Source organism: Nostoc sp. FACHB-152 (genome assembly GCF_014697475.1).
Taxonomy (GTDB): Bacteria; Cyanobacteriota; Cyanobacteriia; order Cyanobacteriales; family Nostocaceae; genus Nostoc_B.
In genome coordinates this window covers 1-20,586 of sequence record NZ_JACJRV010000085.1, presented here as the reverse complement: position 1 = coordinate 20,586, position 20,586 = coordinate 1, and the positions used below count along the sequence as shown (strand labels likewise).

Below are 20,586 nucleotides of genomic sequence, written 5' to 3'. Positions count from 1 at the left end.
ATGACGTGTTGGGGATGTAGCCAGTTATCGACGATAGTCCATAACACACCAGATTTGTGGTGCGTTACGCTGGCGCGATAACACACCCTACAAAACAAGGTTTAATAATACTTTTCAAACACACCTTAGCAAGGTAAACAAACACTTACAATAGTTCCTTGACCAGGAGTGCTATTAACTGTGAATTCACCTTGATGTAATTTCACTATATGCTGAACAATAGCTAACCCTAAGCCAGAACCTTGTTGTTCATTTAACTTCCGATTAAATTGGATAAATGCGCCAATTTTATCAATCTCTCTAACTGTCATTCCTTGACCATTATCAATTACATCTAATCTAAATTTATTATCCTCAATTTTACTCAACACTCGAACTTCGCTACTTGGTAACGAAAATTTCAATGCATTGTCTATCAATTCTTCAACAATAATACTCAACTTTTCTTCTGGCATTTGCACAGTAGATTCCAGAAGTTCCAACTTTAAATCTTTAACTCTGTCTACTGCTCTAGCTTGATTGCAACAAATATTACTAATAACTGTCTTACTCAGGCATTTATTTAATTTTTCTCTAATTTGACAAATTTTTTGAGGGTCTCTAGCAATTAGTTCCAGATTACTATAGAGTAAAAACCTCTGAGCTAATCTATGTAAACGATTAGCGGATATGTGAATTGATTCTACAATTTCAATATCTTCCTTCATATCTGGATTTTCAATTAATAATTCAGACATCCCCAGAATGCCATTTAAAGGAGTATTTATTTCATGAGGTAAGGAGTGGATGATATTCATGCGTAGTTCATCAAGTTTAGCTTGAGATTGTCGCTCAATCACAGCTTGTTTTTCTAGCCGAACAGCAATCGCATTTAGTAGTTCTTCTGGCGTAAATGGTTTGGTCAAATAATCATCAGCCCCAAAATCCATTCCTTGACGAAAATCTGAACGTTCTGCTTTGGCAGTCACAAATATTAAAGGAATATTGACAGTTGCTTCATTTTGACGCAGAGCAGATAGCACTCTATAGCCATCTAATTCAGGCATCATAATGTCGCAGATAATTAAGTCTGGTAATTTTGCCTGAGCAATTTCTAAGCCAATCTTACCATTTGGTGCAGTCAAAGTATCAAAATCAGAAAGTTGTAAAATTTCCTGGATGTTTTCTCGAACTTGGGGTTCGTCTTCTATGATCAAAATTGTGTTCATCTACGATATGCAAAGATAAAAATGTTATTTTTATGTTGACTAAAATGATTTTTGATGAGATAAATTTTATCTTTATATACTAAAGTCAATCTTGTTAATTATAGTAATTCCAATCTGCCTGATGAATTGTCACTACTATAAACAAGATAACTTAAGTTTTTGTAATGCGTAGAATGACAACCCTGATATCATTAAAAAAACATATTTAAATAAATATATTTTTCAAAAAATTTACATTATTATTTGCTTTGATTCAACAAATTAAATTTTTGCAGAATTTTGGCATTTTCTGGAGTTAGTAATGTTTGTAAATTCTTGATTTCATTCAAAAGTTTAATTTCTCGAACGTACTCTTCTTCTAAGATAGCCAAGTAGCGATCGCGCTCAATATCAGATTGCGCCTGTTTCAGCATATGAACCGCCATATTAATATTAGAAAGTGGATTACCCAAGTCTTGCAAGAGTTTTTCTAAAACCTCATTACGCATATCTGCTAATTGTTGGCTATCTTGCAACTTTTGCAGATTTACTTGCATTTCTTGTTTTAATTTGGCATTATGTTGGCGTTCTTGTTCATACTTTTGTTTAATCAAAGTCGGCTTTGCTATCCGCGCCAATCTCATCTCTATCGCTTTGAGAAGTTCTTCAGGAGTAAAAGGTTTTGTCAGGTAATCATCAGCACCTAATTCCATACCTTGCCTTAAGTCACCACGCTCTACTTTAGCCGTCAGCAAAATTAATGGTATAGATTCAGTTACTGGGTCTTGCCGTAACGCTTTTAGTACTTCATAGCCGTCTAAACCCGGCATCATAACGTCACAACATATCAAATCTGGTTTTTCTGATTTAGCAAGTTTTAATCCTTCTAAACCATTATTGGCAGCCACAGTTATGTAATCTGACAAACTTAAAATCTCTTGGATATTTGAGCAGATTTGAATTTCATCTTCAATTACTAATATTTTTTGGTTCATTGTTTGTTTGAGATAAAAATTTTATCTACATAGCTTGTTTTCCCTGATATCGGAGAATCCGTTAGTAAACAAATTTACTAGATTAACAATTTATAAACCTAGCCTTAGCTCTACACATCATCTCCTTTGTTTATGTTTCCCAAAAATTATTTAGAAGTAACAAATAAGATAGTCTTATCCACAGTTATTAGTGATAAATAATGGCAGTTCTATCCTCAATGTTGTACCGACTCCGACCTGACTGGCAATAGTAATTCTGCCTCTATGAAGGTCTACACACTTCTTAACTATTGCCAAGCCTAATCCCGTACCTGGTATATTACCAACATTACTAGCGCGGTAAAATGGCTCAAATAAATTCTGCTGTTCTTGTGGCGAAATTCCAATACCATCATCTTGAATCAGAAAAACAGCACTTTTGTCTTGGATTAATAGATCAATTTGGATATTACTGTTGTCTGGTGAGTATTTAACAGCGTTTGAAAGCAAGTTACTCAGGATTTGTCGTAGCAGTTTTTTATCCATGCAAGCAACGAAGTTATCACCAGCAGATAAATTGTTTTGGTACTGAAGAGAGAAGACTAAATTATGCTGAGGAGAACTAAGCTGCATTTCTTCTACTAAGACGCGACAAAAATTTACTAAATCTAGAGAATTGGGATCAAATGCGAGTTTTCCGGCTTCAGCTTTATTAATTAGCAAAATATCATCTAAAAGTTGCGTTGTGTGCTGCACATATGTATGAATGCACTGGAGATGTTTTTGCTTTTGTTGTTCATCGAGTTTATGGCTAAAACTTTTGAGGATTCCAGCAGAGGAGGCAATCACCGCCAAAGGAGTGCGGAACTCGTGGGAAGTCATAGAAATAAACCGAGATTTTAAGTCACTAAGTTCTTTTTCTCTTGCTAAAGCTTTACAAATATCTTCTTCTGCTTTTTTGCGATCGCTAATGTCCATCCATAAACCAATTATCTCTAAAGGATGACCATGTTCATCTCGTACCAACTTTAGCTCTTCTAACATCCAACGATATTCTCCATCGTGGTGCTGCCAACGATATTCGTAACTTTGCTCTTCCACTTCGATAATTTGAGCCAACTTTTTCGCAGCTTGCACAGTATCTTCAGGATGGATGCGTTCTAGCCAGAAACTATAGCCGGATAAAAACTTTTCTGCTGGATAGCCTACTAAATTGATGACATTTTCGCTAATGTAAGTTGTGCAAAAATGGTTGTTTGTTACCTTAGCACTGAAAATTACCGCAGGGCTAGAAGAAATTAAAAATTGCAGCCTTTCTTTGACATGGCGTAGTTCAGTTTCTGCTTGTTTGCGTTCTGTAATATCCGTCGCTACACCCAGGATTCCTCTGAGTTCGCCGTTAGGTGCAATTAAAGGAACTTTGATTGATTGAAAATAGCATTGCTTTCCAGTTGCTTTATTAGTACTAGATTCTAAAATTTGAAGTGGTTTTAGTGTAGCTATTACAGATTGCTCACAATATTGAAATCGCTCAACTTCTGAAGCTGAATAAAATTCGGCATCAGTTTTACCGACAAAATCTTGAATTGTATTATTATGAAAGTCAGCCATTGCTTGGTTAACCAGCAAAAACTTTCCTGCTGTATCTTTGACAAATATATAGTTGGGATTATTATCAATGATGCTGCGTAAAAAAGACCTTTGTTCTTCAAGCTGTCGCTCTGCTTCTTTACGCTGGCTAATATCACGGCATACACAAATTAAATCACCCTGTTCAGAAAGAGTTAAAGAAACCTCTTCTTCCAAGTAACTACCATCTTTTCTTTTAGCAATAGTTTCTCCTTTCCAATGCTTTTGGTGCATTAAAATTGGGAAAATATCAGTTTGAAACCGCTTAATTTCTGTTGGCTCGTAGAGTTCTGACCAACTCTTACCTATGAGTTCTTCAGGTTTAGTATAGCCAAACATCTCAATATGAGCTTGATTAAGATATTTGTAGGTATCGCCACTTAAAATTGCAATACCATCTATGGCAGTTTCTATTGCTGTAAATTGTCGTTTTAAATCAGCTTCTGCTTGTTTTTGATTTTGTATATCTTTAACTATACCAACAGAATAAATCGGTTTACCAGTTACATCTCGAATTAGCGAAACTGTCAAACTAACCCAGATAAGATTACCATTTTTATGTAAACAACGTTTTTCAATCGAGAATGTTTCTATCTCTCCTGTTATTAGTTTTTGCAAACTATTTTGATGATATTCAATGTCTTCTGCATAGGTAACATCCCGAAAGGTTTTATTTATAAGTTCTTCTCGGCTGTAACCTAAAATATCGCATAGTTTCTGATTAAATTTGAGAAATCGCCCATCTAAAGTTTCTAATTTAATTCCCACAGCTGCTTGATTAAAAATTGCTCTTAGTTCTGCTTCACTATCTTGCAGTTCTAGAGTGCGTTGCTCAACTCTAGCTTCTAAGTCTATGTTGAGTTGTTGTAGAGCTTCTTGCGCTCGTTTTCTTTGGAGTTCAGCAGATGCTCTAGCTGCAAATACTTTCAGAATTCCCTCAAATTTATGGGTGTCAGCTATCAGCTTTTCATCTATGATGCAGAGTGAGCCAATAGGCTTACCAAAATCATCACTTAAAATAACTCCCATTGCTTTTTCGTCTGGGATTACTTGCCATTTTTCACTTGTAGGTAAGAGTTTCTCCATTCTGGAAGCACAGTAGCAATATCCTTGCTTGTGTAAAGTTTGGCAGGGTGTTGAGGTTGAGTTATAGGAAATATTCGGATGTAACTTTCCATCAGACCAAAATCCTAAAGTGTGGGCTTGCCCATCAACAAACTCTGTTACTAAAGTATGCCGGACATCCAAAGTAGAAGAAATATGCTCAACCAATGCCGGAAAAAAGTCCTGACCTGTCGTAGAAGCAGTGCTTTCTATCAAACTTTGTAAAGCTATTTCAGTTTGTTTACGCTCTGTAATATCTTCAGAAATGCCAGTAATGCGATATACTTTTCCCTGCTCATTTCTAATGGGAAAAGCACGGCTGCGAATCCAACGTACTGACCCATCTGGACGCACAATTCGATACTCTTCATCGTAAGCACCCTGTATTCGTTGAGGTTTATTTGCAATAAACTGTTGGCGATCGCTAGGATGGATAGAATTTATAAGCGTATCAAATGATTTATATACTTCTTCGGCAGATATTCCCCAGATTTCTTCAAAAGAAGGGCTGACGTATACAATCTGGGAATGATCATTTTTAATATCTGTAATCCAAAATGTACTTTTAATATTATCTGTTAATAAGCGGAATTTTTGCTCACTCTCCCTGAGAGCAATTTCTGCTTGCTTGCGTTCTGTAATATCTATACCAACAGCAACAGCCGCAGTATTTTGTTGATATTTTTGCGCTATCAGCAAATAATTGCGCGTTTCGCCGTTGATTTGGGCATCAACAACGCTAGAATCTGCAACATCTGGCCTATCCAAAAAGCCATGCATAAATTCTGTAAATTGAGGACTATTTTTCATAAACCCCAATTCTTGACCAAGAAAAGCATCGGTAGTCAAGTTAAAACTTTCAGCTAAATGGCGATTTACACCTAAATAATATCCATCAGAGTTTACCCAAGAAACAAATCCAGGTACAGCATCTAAAACTGTTTGTAGTTGCTCGTTTGCTTGTTGGAGATTTTTTGCTGTCCTTTTGTATTCTGTGATGTCCTCAGAAATACACAATAAATATTCAGGTTGCTGGTGTTTGTCATAGAGAGGAATTTTAGTCGTGTGTAAAATTCTCCTCCCTAAGCTGGGAGTATTAATAGGTTCTTCAGAAATATCTTGAGGTACACCGCTAACTATAGTTGCTTGGTCTTGTTGTCGAAAAATGTCTGCTTGTTCTTTTGGGAAAAACTCGTAATCTGTTTTGCCAATAGCCTGCTCAGATGTAATACCAAATAGACGTTCGCAAGTATGATTCCAGAGTTTGAATTTTCCTAAATTTTCTGGTTTGGCATCTTTTACAAACACTGCAACCGGAAGATTATTAATCATCGACTGAAGAAAGTTGCGAGTCTGCTGGAGTTCTTCTTGGGCTTTTCGGCTTTCAGTGATATCAATGCCTGTACAAACGATATGCTGAATTTGTCCATGATTATTAACTAATACTTTGTTTGACCAAGAAATTAAGCGGCGATCGCTATTCTTAGTAATTAAGCTAGTTTCGTAACGTTGGGGAAATTCTTTATCTGTTAAATTTTGAAAAATACTTGTGATGCATTCTGTTATTTCAGGTAACAGTTGCACATCCCAGATAAATTTTTCTTTAACTGCATCAAAGGTGTAACCTGTCGTTTGTTCGCAAGTCTGGTTAAAGCGAACAATTCTGCCTTGGGAATCTAATACAAGAACTAAAGCGTCTGTGAGATTTAAAATCGCAGAGATAAAATTACGCTCCAGCCGTAATTCTGCCTCGATTCGCTGCCTTTCTGCCAGTTTAACTCGCGCGTAATTGTAGAGTGCTGCTTGTTGAATAGAAACTGCTAGCAGACTTTTAGGCGTGACTAATCCAATTAATTCCCCTTGCTCTCCGACAATAGGTAGATGGCAAATCTGGTATTGCTTCAGCAAATTTAACGCCGTAAAAACATCTTTAAAATCATCTATCTTCAGTGTGATTAACTCTCGCGTCATTACTTCAGCAACACTAATACCCTCCAGACTCTTTCTTTCTGCTGTCAGTTTAATTAAGTCTCTTTGTGTAATTATCCCTACCAATCGCGAGTTTTCCATTACTAGAACACAACTTGCAGCTTGAGATGTTGTATGGTCTATCTCTGGAGTTGAGTTGTTCGAGAAATAGGCATTTTTGATTGGGAACCCATCAGAATTACTTTGTGCTTCATTAATTCGGGCAATCACATCCGTAACCAAAATCTCAGAGTTCACACTCAGAGGGTTACGCATGATAGTCAGGTGTAGATTATCAGGGCTGGGAGAGTTAAGGAGCATTCGTATAGATGCCTAGAATAAAATTTTGATTAAACAAGCTATAAACAATAGTTTTGCCCAGATTTTTTTAAAAAACATCAGTGTTTTCTATGATAAATTTAATTTAAAATTACTATCTAAATATTGAGCAATTTCACGTCTTTTTTCTTGCCCTAAATGTTTATTAATCTCTGGTACTATTTCTACTATGCAAAGTGTACCCATTAAAGAGGTCATAATTAGCAAACCATAGTTAGTAACTAAAACTTTATTTACTTGCCGATAAATTGGATATTGTAGGCGTTTTTTGCTTTTTTTACCTTTGCTAAATATGACAATCTGAAAAAACTGTTGTTTTTGTAATGGAATAGAAACTCGGATATCTACAGCATTAAAATTAGTAAACCTATTTTGAAATGCAATTATGATTTCTGCCAATTGCCACTCAGTAAAAGTGGCTGCTGTTTGCGGAGGAATACTAGCAAGAAACTGTTTTAGTAAGGGATGATATTTGTAGGTAGTTGTTAAACTATAAGGTTCACATTTCATTTTTATAAAAACTTGGTAGACTTTTATTTTTTTGGATTGAGGAGAAAATATTCAATCTCTCTCCTCTAATCACCTGCACTCCAAATAAACAAATTATGTGTGTAACAGCTTACCTATTTTATGTCTCTACAATTGGTTCAGGAATCTAATCTGATTTATTATCTTCAGGTATATAAATCTTTTGAACTGTGTAATAAAGCTTTAAAACATAGGATTATGTTCTGCATCCCAGCACTTACCATTTTCCCAGGTTCTGCCAGTATGTTGACAGTCAAACTTATTGTTAAGCCAAGGAATGGATGTCGGATGACCAGTAGGAGATAAGTCGATAGAACTAAGTTCTGAAAGTACAGCAGAGGTGATAATAAAGCTAGAAGTAGATAGAGAAACTACAGCACCTAGTAAAAAGATACAGTTAGTAGGATTCCAAGAATTTATACTTATTTTAGGTTGTACCTGTTGTTGAGAGCGGCGACCTATACCTGCTAATGACATTACTGAAAAACTCCTTCGCTAATTTAATTGAATCTGGTATCAAAACGCTGACAATTGCTAAATATCAGTGTTCTTGGTAGCCGCACCCATTGGAATTAAAAATATCGTTGTCAACTAAGATAACTTCATTAAAATCTATTTTTTCAAATAGTTCAGGCAGAATGTATTGCAGAATTTTGATTTGAGATTATAGCCGAATCAAAATTATCTGGCGCAATCATTCAATACATTTCAGAAGCTTGCTTGTTGACCATAGCTTTATTATTCATGTTTTCTAGAAAAAAATAATCGAGGAAAAGCAGGAAATTGATTACTGATTAATTTGGCGAATTTTACTGATGTTTTAATTTGTAATTGCAGAAGAAATGCGTAGGTATTGTTCTGGACTGTCCGTAAGGCTGAGGATATGTAGAGAAGGATATGCGATAAAAAGCAATTAATAACAGCCTAATTTCAATCTCACCTGTGATTAAAATTAATGCCTAAGCGTAGCCAGATGTTAACATTGCTCTAAAATAGAGCTTTTGTAGCTTTTATTTGAACTATCGCTAGATAGATTGTACTAAGAGCAAGTTTACTGAAAATCATCAGGGTATTATTAGGTATGATTACGAATTACATCTATGCATCACCCTGAGCATTAAAGCGTAGTCATATAGGAATCCGGTTTGGTTAGTGAACATAGTGGTGTAGTCAGGCAATAGGCAATAGGCAATAGGCAACAGAAAAGAAGCTAGGTAACAACGTACTGATTTTGTTCAAAAATCAAATATGAGTCCTATAGGTCGATAAATCCACAGTTTAGTAGCCAAAGTTAGCAACATACTGGCCATGTTTAGTTGTTAGCTAGTCAAAAAACCTTCAAATCTTCTATTGCTCAAGGACGAATAAAAACATAGCCTTGAATGAGATTACAAGAGTTATGTCTGATGTGGTAACTCTAAAATCACGCTATCAAACGAGCCACATATCTTGCACTGAGACAAAGCAGAGCTTAGTAGGGACGAGTATTTAACTTATACCTTCCGGCAATATAAAGGTAAAAACTATAATAAATACGTAATTAATATTTTAAAGTATAAAATAATTTTAAAATTGCATATAATTACGTAAAAAATTAGAAAGTGATTTTCAAGTTTACAGACGTTAAAACTTGCCATGTAAAAAAATAAGAGTCATTATAAATACATAAATTAACTACTATTTTTTAATTAGATATTAAAAGCTAATGTCAAAAAAATGTCTTTTAGTCTGATAATTGACAAAATTATCTCAACAGATAAATAGGTATAAATATATACGTAATTTTTTTGTATGGCAATTTACCATTACTCAATTTTGATTCTGGCGAATTCTCCAGAAGAGCGATCGCAATACTGCCGTTATTTAACTCAAAATATACTTTGCACCTATAATTTAATTGAGCTTGAGACAGGATTAGCAGCATTGAGATACTTGGCTCAAAACCAGCCAGACTTGATACTTTTAGACGCTCAACTGCCCGATGTAGATGGATTAGAATTTCTTAAGCAATTAGAGTTGCAATTTAATACTTTTCAAATTCCTGTAATTATGTTGATAGAGCAGGAAGATGAAACACTCGCTGTTCAAGCCATAAAAGCTGGTGCTTCAGACTATTTACTTAAGGATGAACTCACCTGTGTTAGATTCTGCCACACCGTTGATTGCTTATTAGAAAACAACCGTCTCAGGCAGCAACTACGGATGCACGAGCAACAACAGCAAGCTAGTGAGCGTAGATTCCGGGCTATTTTTGATAATACTTTTCAATTTACAGGACTGCTGACAACTGAGGGCATTTTACTGGAGGTTAACCAAGCAGCTTTAAACTTTGGCGGAATCAGACTAGAAGATGTTATCAATAGACCTTTCTGGGAAACTTATTGGTGGACAATTTCTCCAATAACTCAGGATAAGTTAAAAAAAGCGATCGCCCGCTCTGCCCAAGGTGAGTTTATCCGCTATGAAGTAGATGTATTGGGTGCTGAAGGTGAGATAGCCACTATAGATTTTTCGCTGCGTCCCCTCAAAGATGAATCAGGACAGGTGGTGATGCTGATCCCAGAGGGACGAAATATCAGCGATCAAAAGCGTATAGAGGGTGAACGCCAAGAAGCTATAGACGCTCTCACAGCCTCAGAAGCAGAACTGCGAGGGCTGTTCAATGCAATGGTCGATGTAATTTTAGTAGTAGATAAACAGGGACGTTATCTTAAAATTGCGCCTACTGGTGCAGATAAGCTTTACCTACCGCCTGAGGATTTGCTTGGTAAAACTGCCCATGAAGTTTTACCTCATAACCTGGCAGAGCAGTTTGTCAGCATTATTCAGGCAACTTTAGCTACACAGCAACCCTCTGAGTGCGAATACAGCCTACAGATTGGTAATAAAGAAATTTGGTTTCATGCCAAAGTTTCACCAATTTCATCAGAAACCGTAATTTGGGCAGCACGAGACATCAGCGAAACTAAGCACAATGAAATCATTCGCACACAGGCAGAAAAAGCACTTCAAGAAAACCAAATTCTTTTGCAGGTAATCATGGATAGCCTACCTATGGCTATCTTTTGGAAAGACAGCAACAGCAGATTCTTAGGCTGTAATCGCAAGCTCATATTAGATGCTGGACTGTCATCTGGGGCAGAAATTATTGGCAAAACAGACTTTGATCTGCCTTGGCGAGAAGAAGCATTACTTTACCAAGCAGACGATCGCATCGTTATCGAGTCAGGCCAACCTAAGTTTAATATCGAAGAAACTTTGACAAAAAGTGACCAACAAACTGTTTGGTTACGCACCAATAAAATGCCACTCAAAAACCCTGATGGCGAAATTTTTGGCGTTTTAGGCAGCTATGAAGATATTACAGAACGTAAAAAGATTGAGCAGGCCTTACAGGAAAGTGAACGACGCTATGCAACCCTGGCTGCAACCGCCCCGGTGGGAATTTACCACACGGATATACAAGGAAATTGTTTATATGTTAACCAGCATTGGTGTGAAATCTCTGGCTTAACTCCTGAAGAAGCAGCAGGCTTGGGCTGGCTCCGAGGTTTGCACCCTCAAGATAGAAATCTGATTTCAACACAATGGAATCGCTGCATCCAAAGCGGTGAAAACTTTTGTTTAGAATATCGGTTTAGGCGACCGGATGGGGTCGAAGCCTGGGTATTTGGGCAGGCAGTTCCAGAAAAAAATTTAGATGGTAGGGTGATTGGTTATGTCGGCACAATTACTGACATTAGTAGTCGCAAACAAGCAGAACAGGAACGCGATCGCCTGTTGCAAATTTTAGAGCGACAAAATTCAACTTTAGAAGCAGAAATTGCCCAACGCACAGCCCAACTGCAACAAAGTAAAGAACGCTTCCGCAATCTTGTAGAAACATCCAGTGATTGGGTATGGGAAGTTAATGAATTTGGAGTTTACACCTATATCAGTCCTCAAATTTTTAACCTGTTGGGATATTCCCCAGAAGAAGTTTTGGGCAAAACTCCGTTTGATTTAATGCCGCCAGAAGAAGCGCAAAGAGTATTGGGCGAGTTTATGAAATTCATTTCAGTTCAAGCCCCCTTTGAATGTTTAGAAAATACTAACCATCATAAAGATGGACGATTAATTACTTTAGAAACCAACGGAGTTCCGATTTTTGATGCAGATGGGAAATTTTGCGGCTATCGAGGTATGGATCGGGATATTACTCCTAGAAAACAAGCAGAATCAGCTTTACGCCAAAGCGAGACTCGGTTTCAGAGGATAGCGACCAATCTTCCTGGCGTAATGTATCAATATATTCTCCGTCCTGACGGTTCCCATGAATTTCTCTACTTTAGCGATCGCAGTCGAGAACTTTTTGAACTAGAATCAGCAACCATTCAACAAGATGCAAATATTCTATTTAACTTGATCCACCCAGAAGATTTCTCCTCATTACAGCAATCAATCATCAATTCAGCCCATTCCTTGCAACAATGGTCTTGGGAAGGAAGATTAATTACCCCATCCGGTCGTCTCAAATGGATGCAAGGCATTTCCCAACCAGAACAGCAAGCCAACGGCGATATTTTATGGGATGGATTAATTCTTGATATTAGCGAACGTAAACAAACTGAAATTACCCTAAATAACTTGTCAGACCGATTGAATCTGGCAATCAACTCTGGTCATATTGGCATTTGGGATTGGGATATTGTTAACGATCATCTCGTCTGGGATGAGCGAATGTACGAACTTTATGGAGTAAAAGCCTCAGACTGTCCTAGTGCTTACCAAGCATGGGAAGCTGGTTTGCATCCCGATGATTTACTATCTTGCCGTGCTGCTAGTCAGCAAGCTGTTGCCGGAGAAAAGGAATACGAGACAGAATTTAGGGTTATCTGGCCTGATGGCACAATCAAGTTTATCAAAGCCTATGCATTGGTACAGCGTGACGAGCAAGGCAACGCTCAACGCATGATTGGCATTAACTTAGATATTAGCGAACAGCAAGCTGCACTTCATGAACGTCAACTAGCCGAGGAAGCCATGCGACTGAGTGAAGAACGTCTACTCTTGGCATTGGAAGCTTCTGGCGATGGATTATGGGACTGGAACATCACAACTAACGAACTTTATCTCAGCCCTCAATGGCTGGGAATGCTGGGCTTTGAGAACGGGGAATTGCCAAGTCATTTCAGTACATGGGAAAAATTAGTTCACCCAGAAGATCAGGCGTATATGCTAGTACAACTCAACGTCCATCTTCAAGATGCTTCTGTTCCCTACAGACTCGACTATCGAGTCCAAACTAAAGCTGGTGACTACAGATGGATTGCTAACTATGGTAAAGCCGTAGTCCGAGATGAACAGGGAAATGCCCTACGGATGATTGGAACTCATCGGGACATTTCTGCGGCAAAAAAGGCGGAAGCAAAACTACGCCAAGCTAATGAACAACTAGCCATTTCCAATCGTGAACTCGCCCGTGCTACCCGTCACAAAGATGAGTTTCTCGCTACCATGAGTCATGAACTACGCACCCCTCTCAATGCGATTCTCGGTTTAACAGAAGGCTTGCAAGATGAAGTGTTTGGAGCCATTAATGAAAAACAACGTCGGAGTTTGCAAACTATCGAGTTCAGTGGACAACATCTGTTGGAATTAATTAACGACATTCTGGATTTATCTAAAATTGAAGCCGGACAGATGGAGTTACACTACGCTCAAATAGCTATTACTGGGCTTTGCCAATCTAGTTTGGCATTTATTAAACAGCAAGCTTTCCAAAAACGCATCCAGCTTGAGCTAAAAATTGAACCTAATCTTCCAGATTTACTGCTGGATGAACGCCGTATACGTCAGGTTTTGATTAACTTACTGAATAATGCTGTAAAATTCACACCCGAAGGCGGACAGATCACCTTAGAAATTACCCGCCAACAAATTGCCCCAGAAGCAGAAATTACATCACTGCAAGATTTTATTCGTATTGCAGTGATTGATACAGGCATCGGTATCGCCTCAGAAAATCTACTTAAACTGTTTCAACCCTTCATCCAAATTGATAGTGCCTTAAACCGTCAATATGCTGGCACTGGCTTGGGGCTGACTCTCGTCAAGCGAATTGTGGAAATACATGGTGGCAAGGTAGGCGTTAGCAGTGAACTCGGTGTGGGAAGTTGCTTTACTATCGATTTACCCTGTAGCAATATTTTTGAGTCGTTTACTAAGCCAGTAAATCAAGTGTTACCTGAGCTAAATTCCACCCTCAATGAAACAGTAGAGTCTTCACCCCTAATTTTGCTGGCAGAAGATAACGAAGATAATATTTTTACTGTTTCTAGCTATTTAGAAGCCAGAGGATACCGCATCATCTTGGCAAACAATGGTAAAGAAGCGATCGCACTCGCCCAGGCAGAACTCCCGAATATTATTTTAATGGATATTCAAATGCCAGGAATGGATGGGTTCGAGGCAATCAAGCAGATTCGATTAAACCAAAACCTCGTCAATATCCCCATCATTGCCTTAACAGCTTTAGCAATGCCAGGTGATCACGAAAAATGTTTAGCAGTCGGGGCAAACGGCTATCTCTCAAAACCCGTAAAACTCAAGCAACTGGCAACTATAATTCAAGAGTTTTTAGCAGCAGCAGAACTCAAAAACCTATATGGCAATCCTACTTGATTTACAAACTAGTCGTGGAGGCAATAGGTGATAGGCAATAGATAACAGATTTGTTTGGATTTAAGGGTTTAGCACTCTTAAACCCTTACTCACGTATTTATATCAGTATTAAAGTGAAATATAGGATTCATATTTAATTTTTTAAAAAATCAGTACATTTCTACCTGCTTTCTTTACTATTGCCTGGTGCCTATTGCCTATTGCCTTATGCCTACTGTATATGCAATAGACTGCAATTAACAAAATTTTAATATCAATCTCAACAGTGATCAAAATCAATGCCTAATAGTAGCCAGAGGCTAGAATCGTTCTCAGGTTAATATTTTGTTAATCTTTTCGCTCTAGCTCAATTGATTTTTTAACAGTAAATTTACTGAAAGTTATTAGCAGATTCTTAGATATGATTGCCAATTGTATCTATGCTCTGTGTGATGCATAGATACATAGTTATAAAAGGAGATATTTAAGTCATCAAATTGAATAAATTTTGTAGCGCAATTAGTTACACATACACCAGAGAACAGGCAATAGGATTAGAAGTCTTCTAGCTTATGGCTTTGTTCTTAAAATCTGCTGTAAATAGACATGAATAGTGGATTAAGTTTTCTAATAATAGAAAATTTGATTTTGATTTTAAAAATAAATTATTAATATTTTTCCTCAACTTTTTCCCTGAAAAATGATTTTTTATGAGGATTTATAAAAATTAATTTTTTTGTGAATGGAGATAGCGTTTGTATTTTTAGCTTATGACTCATCCTTCTTGCTTCACGATCCTACTAATTGAAGATTGTGCTGAACATCGGGAAGCATATTGTCACTTTTTACAGCAGGACAGCCGCTACACCTATCGCATTGTGCAGGTTGAGTCGGCAACACAGGCAATGAAATGGTGTCAGCAAGAGATACCAGATATAATTTTGCTGGATTTTGTATTGCCTGATGGAGATGGACTGAAGTTTCTTGAGCAGTTTCGAGAATTTTACCCCAATAGCCAAACTGCTGTGATCATGCTGACAGGACGGGGAGACGAAACTACGGCTGTCCGCGCGATGAAAAGCGGTGTCGATGATTATCTGGTGAAAGATAAGCTCACGGTTGAAGTTCTTCTGGGTGCAATTCATCATGCCCTTGAACTGATGCATCTAACCCGACAGTTAGCACAAAGCCGAGAACAACAACAACTAATTGCTGCGATCGCATTACGAATTCGTCAGTCTCTAAAACTAGAAGAAATTCTGCATACCACAGCCACAGAAGTACATCAGTTTCTAAAAGCAGACAGAGTACTTATATATCAATTCCAGCCAGATATGAGTGGCACTATTGTGGCAGAGTCAGTGCTTCCTGGTTGGAAGGTAGCTTCAGGAACGCATATTCAAGACACCTGCTTTCAACAGGGAGCCGGAAGTGATTATCGCCAAGGAAAAAAACGAGCAATAGATGATATTTATCAGGCTGGCTTAACAAAGTGTCATCTAAAAGTTTTAGAACAATTTCAAGTCAAAGCAAATTTAATAGTACCTATTTTGGTCAATGAACAATTATGGGGATTATTAATTGCTCACCAATGTAGTGCATCTCGCCATTGGCAATCAGCAGAACTGGACTTATTAGATCAATTATCGGTGCAAATTGCGATCGCCATTCAACAGGCGAGTGCCTATGAACAGCTACAAACAGAACTTACAGAACGCCAAAGAACAGAAGCAGCCCTCAAAGCTAGCGAAGAAAAACTCAAGCTGACGTTAAATTTTGCGGGTATTGCTGATTGGGAGTGGAACCCAATAACTAATCAAATATTTGTTAACCAGAGTACAATTCACTGTTTTTGTTCCCAGTCGAGTGATGTGCAGTTGACTATTGAGCAGTGGTTGAGTCAGGTACATCCAGAAGATCGGAAATGGGTAGAGCAAGAACTAAAACAGGCGATCGCATCACAAACTGATTATGCTGTGGAATACAGAGTCATCTGTCCAGATAGCAGCATTCACTGGGTATCAGTCAAAGGACTGGGAATTTACGACGCAACCGGACAACTGCTGCGGATGCTGGGCGTACTCATGGATATTACAGAACGCAAGCTTGCAGAACAAGAGCGGCAGCGAACAGAGATACTGCAACTTGAATTAGAGCTTCTAGAGCAGATTCTCGAAGTCGGCCTGGCAGGTTACTGGGACTGGGATATTCCAGGCAATCAGGAGTATTTAAGCCCAACCTTCAAGCAGATGTTCGGCTATGAAGATCATGAGTTGCCAAATACGCCAGAATCCTGGCAAAGTCTGATTTTTTCAGAAGATTTACCAGGTGTTTTAGAACTTTTTGAGCGTCATATCCAAAGTCGTGGGCAAGTTCCTTATTATAACGAGGTGCGATATCGGCATAAGAATGGATCTACTGTTTGGGTCATTTGTTCAGGTCGTGTGATTGCCTGGGATCAAAACGGTAATCCCCTCCGCATGATTGGTTGCCACATTGATATTACAAAACGCAAACAAACAGAAGCGCAGTTAATAGCCGTTAATAATTTGCAACAAGCAATTTTAGATGGCAGTGACTATGCGATTATTTATAACAACTCAAATGGCATCCAAATCTTCAACGCGGCTGCTCAAAAAATGTTGAGCTACACAGCAGATGAGGTGGTTAATCAAGTAAGCCCAAGTATCTTTCACGACCCAGAAGAACTTAAACAACGGGCAGCAGCACTTTCTTTGAAACTGGGTAAAGAAATTGCACCCGGTAGAGAATTTTTTACGATCGTTACTCAAGACGGCAGCACCTATGAAAACGAGTGGAGTTACATTCGTAAAGATGGCTCTCGCTTCCCTGTATTTTTGTCGGTGAAAACCCTAAACGATCTAGAAGGAAACAAGATTGGTTTTTTGGGTATTGCCAAAGATATTACCCAACAAAAACAAATGGAAGCGCAATTGCAAAAGAATGCCACTCATCTGGCTAATGCACAGCGAATTGCGAATCTGGGTAGTTGGGAATTTGACTTAAATACGCAAGAGATTCTTTGGTCACAAGAAGTATTTCGCATTTTTGGACGTAATCCTGACTCTGGTACACCAACCTACGATGAATTGCTGCAATGGGTTCACCCAAGCGATCGCGAGCGTCACGATTTTATGGTCAAGCGAGCGATTACCCAGGGACAGCCTTATGAAGAAGAGTATCGCTTTTATTTACCAGACCAAAGTTTATGCTACGTATCGGCACATGGTGAACTGATTTTAGATCAAGAGGGCAAACCTCAGCGTTTGGTCGGCACAATACTAGATATTACTAAACGTAAACAAGCAGAAGAAGCCTTACGGCAGAGCGAACACCGCTATGCAACATTAGCAAAAGCTGCGCCAGTAGGCATTTTTCAGCTTGATATGACAGGTAATTGTATTTATGTCAACACTCACTGGAGCGATCTCACAGGTAGACCAACACAGGCGGCATTAGGGATGGAATGGCTACAAGCAGTACATCCAGAAGACCGCGATCGCATCTTGAGGGAATGGCAGGAAGCAAAGTTCGACTCAACAGAAATTTTTTGCAACGAGGGCAGGCATTTGCGTCCAGATGGCAGTATCAACTGGTTTTACTGCTATATACTACCTGAAACTAACGTGAATGGCCAGGTTCTGGGTTATATTGGCACACTAACAGATATTACAAGTCGCAAACAAGCAGAACAACAGCTGCTTCACTTTTCGGAAAGACTTACCTTAGCACTTTCTTCAGGCAATTTCGGCATCTGGGAATATGATTTTGCCCAAGCAAAACAAATTTGGGATGACCGGATGTACGAACTTTATGGGGTGAGCAAAGCTGATTTTTCCGGCACCTATGAAGCTTGGTGGAACTGTCTGCATCCGGATGATCGAGATTATATGATGGCCAGCCTGGAGCAAGTTCTCCAAGGAAAACAAGAATATAATGTAGAGTTTCGCATTATTCAGCCGAGTGGCAACATTATTTACCTCAAAGGCTACGGCATTCTCAACCGTAACCAGCAGGGCGAACCTGTACGTATAATCGGCGTGAATTTTGATATTACTGAGCGCAAACAAGCTGAACAAGAACTCATCCGCAACAGAGATTTGCGAGAAGCAATTTTTAACGAATCTGCCGATGCCATCTTTTTAGTTGATCCGCAAACGCTGCTCACCCTGGATTGTAATCGCCGGGCAGTGGAATTATTTGAGGTAGCTGACAAAACCCAATTAATTAATATTAATGGGGGGAAGCTCCAACTTCGTCCATTTACTGCCAGTGAAACAGATGTGATTGTAGCAGAAATGCGGTCTAAAGGTGTCTGGAGCCGAGAAATTGAATATATGACCCTTAAAGGTAATATTTTCTGGGGAAATATTGCCGCCAAACCAATTATTATCGCCGGAAGTACTAAACATCTAGTACGGATCAGTGATATCAGCGATCGCAAACAGTCACAACAGGCTCTGGCGAAATATGCTCGTGAGGTTGAAGATCTGTACAATCATGCTCCTTGTGGTTACCATTCCCTTGACAGCGAAGGTCGATTGATCAAGGTCAACGAGACTGAATTGCAATGGTTAGGCTATTCCCGTGAGGAAATGATTGGTAAATCCTTGGCGAATTTTTTAACCCCAGCCAGTCGCTTAACCTTCACGCAAAACTATTCTCGCTTCAAACAGCAAGGCTGGGTAAAAGATTTAGAGTATGAAATGGTTTCTAAAGATGGCACAGTCTTGCCAGTATTGATTAACGCCACTGCTGTCAAAGATGCCGATGGAAATTATTTACATAGCCGCAGCACCTTATTTGATATGCGCGAACGCAGACAAGTCGAAGAAGAACTGCGGCACACGAATAAGCAGCTTGTTCACACTAACCTTGAACTTGCCCGCGCCACACGGCTCAAAGACGAATTTTTGGCAAACATGAGTCATGAGTTGCGAACACCGCTCAATGCCATTTTGGGGATGTCTGAAGGCTTACAAGAAGGTGTGTTCGGCTCAATCAATGAACGGCAAATCAAAGCGATATCCACTATTGAGCGTAGTGGTAGGCATTTATTAGAACTAATCAATGATATTCTTGACCTATCTAAAATAGAATCTGGCAAACTAGAACTGCAACTAAGTAATGTTTCTGTCAAAAGCCTTTGTGATGCTAGCCTCGCTTTCATCAAACAAATGGCATTGAAAAAGAATATTCGCCTGAATACTCACATTGCTCACAATATTCGCAGCATTCAAGCAGACGAGCGCCGCCTGCGTCAGGTACTTATCAACCTACTGAGCAACGCTGTGAAATTTACCCCAGAGGGAGGCTCTGTGACGTTAGAAGTCCGGGTGGAAGAGGCAGAAAAGCAGGGGTGCAGGGAAGGAGTAGGGGAAGTTATTTCTACCAGGTCTAGTTCATCTTCCCAGATTTGCTTTGATATTACAGACACCGGCATCGGGATTGCTGCGGAAGAAATTGGCAAGCTGTTTCAGCCGTTTATTCAGCTTGACAGTAGTCTCAACCGTCAGTACAGTGGCACTGGCCTCGGTTTAGCACTGGTCAAACGGATTGTTAACCTACATGGTGGAATGGTATCAGTAACTAGTGAAGTTGGACAGGGCAGTTGTTTCCATGTCTGCATTCCCTACGTTAATAGTGATCATCTGCCAGCCAGCCAAGTCACACCTTTATTACCCAGCTATGATTTCAAAACTAAGAATGCTCCAGTTTTGATTATCGAAGATTCAGTCCCAGCATCTGAGCAAATTACGCGCTACCTGGATGAAATAGGGATGCGGCCTGTTGTTTACCCTAGAGGCGAAGGAGCCTTAGAACAAGTGCTAAACCTTCAGCCGGCTGTAATCATTCTGGATTTACAACTGCCTAACTTGTCGGGTTGGCAGGTGCTGCATCAATTCAAGACACACCCACAAACTAAGAATATTCCAGTCATCATTATTTCAGTTGTCGATGAGCGTACCAAAGGATTAGCTCAAGGAGCATCGGAATATCTCGTTAAACCTATCACTCGCACTCAACTTCAGGCAACTATAGAGAAACTGCAAAATTCTGCCAGTTCTAAGGTGCAAAATCCAATATTAGTGCCAGAAGTAGCTCTGACTCATCCTTTGATTTTAATTGCAGAAGATAATCAGGCAAACATTGATACGATGTCTGGTTATCTTGAAAGCCGAGGCTATGATTTG

The 20,586-nt window shown here is 38.9% G+C and carries 7 protein-coding genes; 2 read left to right on the top strand and 5 right to left on the bottom strand.

Annotated elements, in window-relative coordinates; all coding sequences use genetic code 11:
• Window positions 1-125 precede the first annotated feature (125 nt).
• The 5 genes from H6G76_RS30945 to H6G76_RS30925 form a co-directional block, all read right to left on the bottom strand.
• Window positions 126-1,208: a response regulator gene (locus H6G76_RS30945; RefSeq protein ID WP_190709491.1), complete on the bottom strand. Its 1,083-nt coding sequence runs from the start codon at window positions 1,206-1,208 to the stop codon at window positions 126-128.
• Window positions 1,209-1,447: 239 nt separating this feature from the next.
• A complete protein-coding gene (locus tag H6G76_RS30940; RefSeq protein ID WP_190709489.1) occupies window positions 1,448-2,182 on the bottom strand; it encodes a response regulator in 735 nt (244 codons plus the stop codon).
• Window positions 2,183-2,356: 174 nt separating this feature from the next.
• Window positions 2,357-7,138: a PAS domain S-box protein gene (locus tag H6G76_RS30935; protein WP_190709487.1), complete on the bottom strand. Its 4,782-nt coding sequence runs from the start codon at window positions 7,136-7,138 to the stop codon at window positions 2,357-2,359.
• 132 nt (window positions 7,139-7,270) lie between these two features.
• A complete protein-coding gene (locus tag H6G76_RS30930; protein WP_190709485.1) occupies window positions 7,271-7,711 on the bottom strand; it encodes a hypothetical protein in 441 nt (146 codons plus the stop codon).
• Window positions 7,712-7,912: 201 nt separating this feature from the next.
• Window positions 7,913-8,206: a hypothetical protein gene (locus tag H6G76_RS30925; RefSeq protein WP_190709483.1), complete on the bottom strand. Its 294-nt coding sequence runs from the start codon at window positions 8,204-8,206 to the stop codon at window positions 7,913-7,915.
• A 1,314-nt stretch (window positions 8,207-9,520) separates the two neighbouring features.
• Between H6G76_RS30925 and H6G76_RS30920 the strand changes: the two genes are divergently transcribed.
• Entirely contained in the window at window positions 9,521-14,392 is a 4,872-nt protein-coding gene (locus H6G76_RS30920; protein ID WP_190709481.1) for a PAS domain S-box protein, read from the top strand.
• 749 nt (window positions 14,393-15,141) lie between these two features.
• Window positions 15,142-20,586, top strand: a 5,445-nt coding sequence (locus tag H6G76_RS30915; RefSeq protein ID WP_190709479.1) for a PAS domain-containing protein, incomplete at its 3' end; no start/stop codon positions are given.

Excerpts from the sequence above, each read along its gene's own strand:
- H6G76_RS30945 (WP_190709491.1), bottom strand. The coding sequence starts at position 1,208 with ATGAACACAATTTTGATCATAGAAGACGAACCCCAAGTTCGAGAAAAC.
- H6G76_RS30940 (WP_190709489.1), bottom strand. The coding sequence starts at position 2,182 with ATGAACCAAAAAATATTAGTAATTGAAGATGAAATTCAAATCTGCTCA.
- H6G76_RS30935 (WP_190709487.1), bottom strand. The coding sequence starts at position 7,138 with ATGCGTAACCCTCTGAGTGTGAACTCTGAGATTTTGGTTACGGATGTG.
- H6G76_RS30930 (WP_190709485.1), bottom strand. The coding sequence starts at position 7,711 with ATGAAATGTGAACCTTATAGTTTAACAACTACCTACAAATATCATCCC.
- H6G76_RS30925 (WP_190709483.1), bottom strand. The coding sequence starts at position 8,206 with ATGTCATTAGCAGGTATAGGTCGCCGCTCTCAACAACAGGTACAACCT.
- H6G76_RS30920 (WP_190709481.1), top strand. The coding sequence starts at position 9,521 with ATGGCAATTTACCATTACTCAATTTTGATTCTGGCGAATTCTCCAGAA.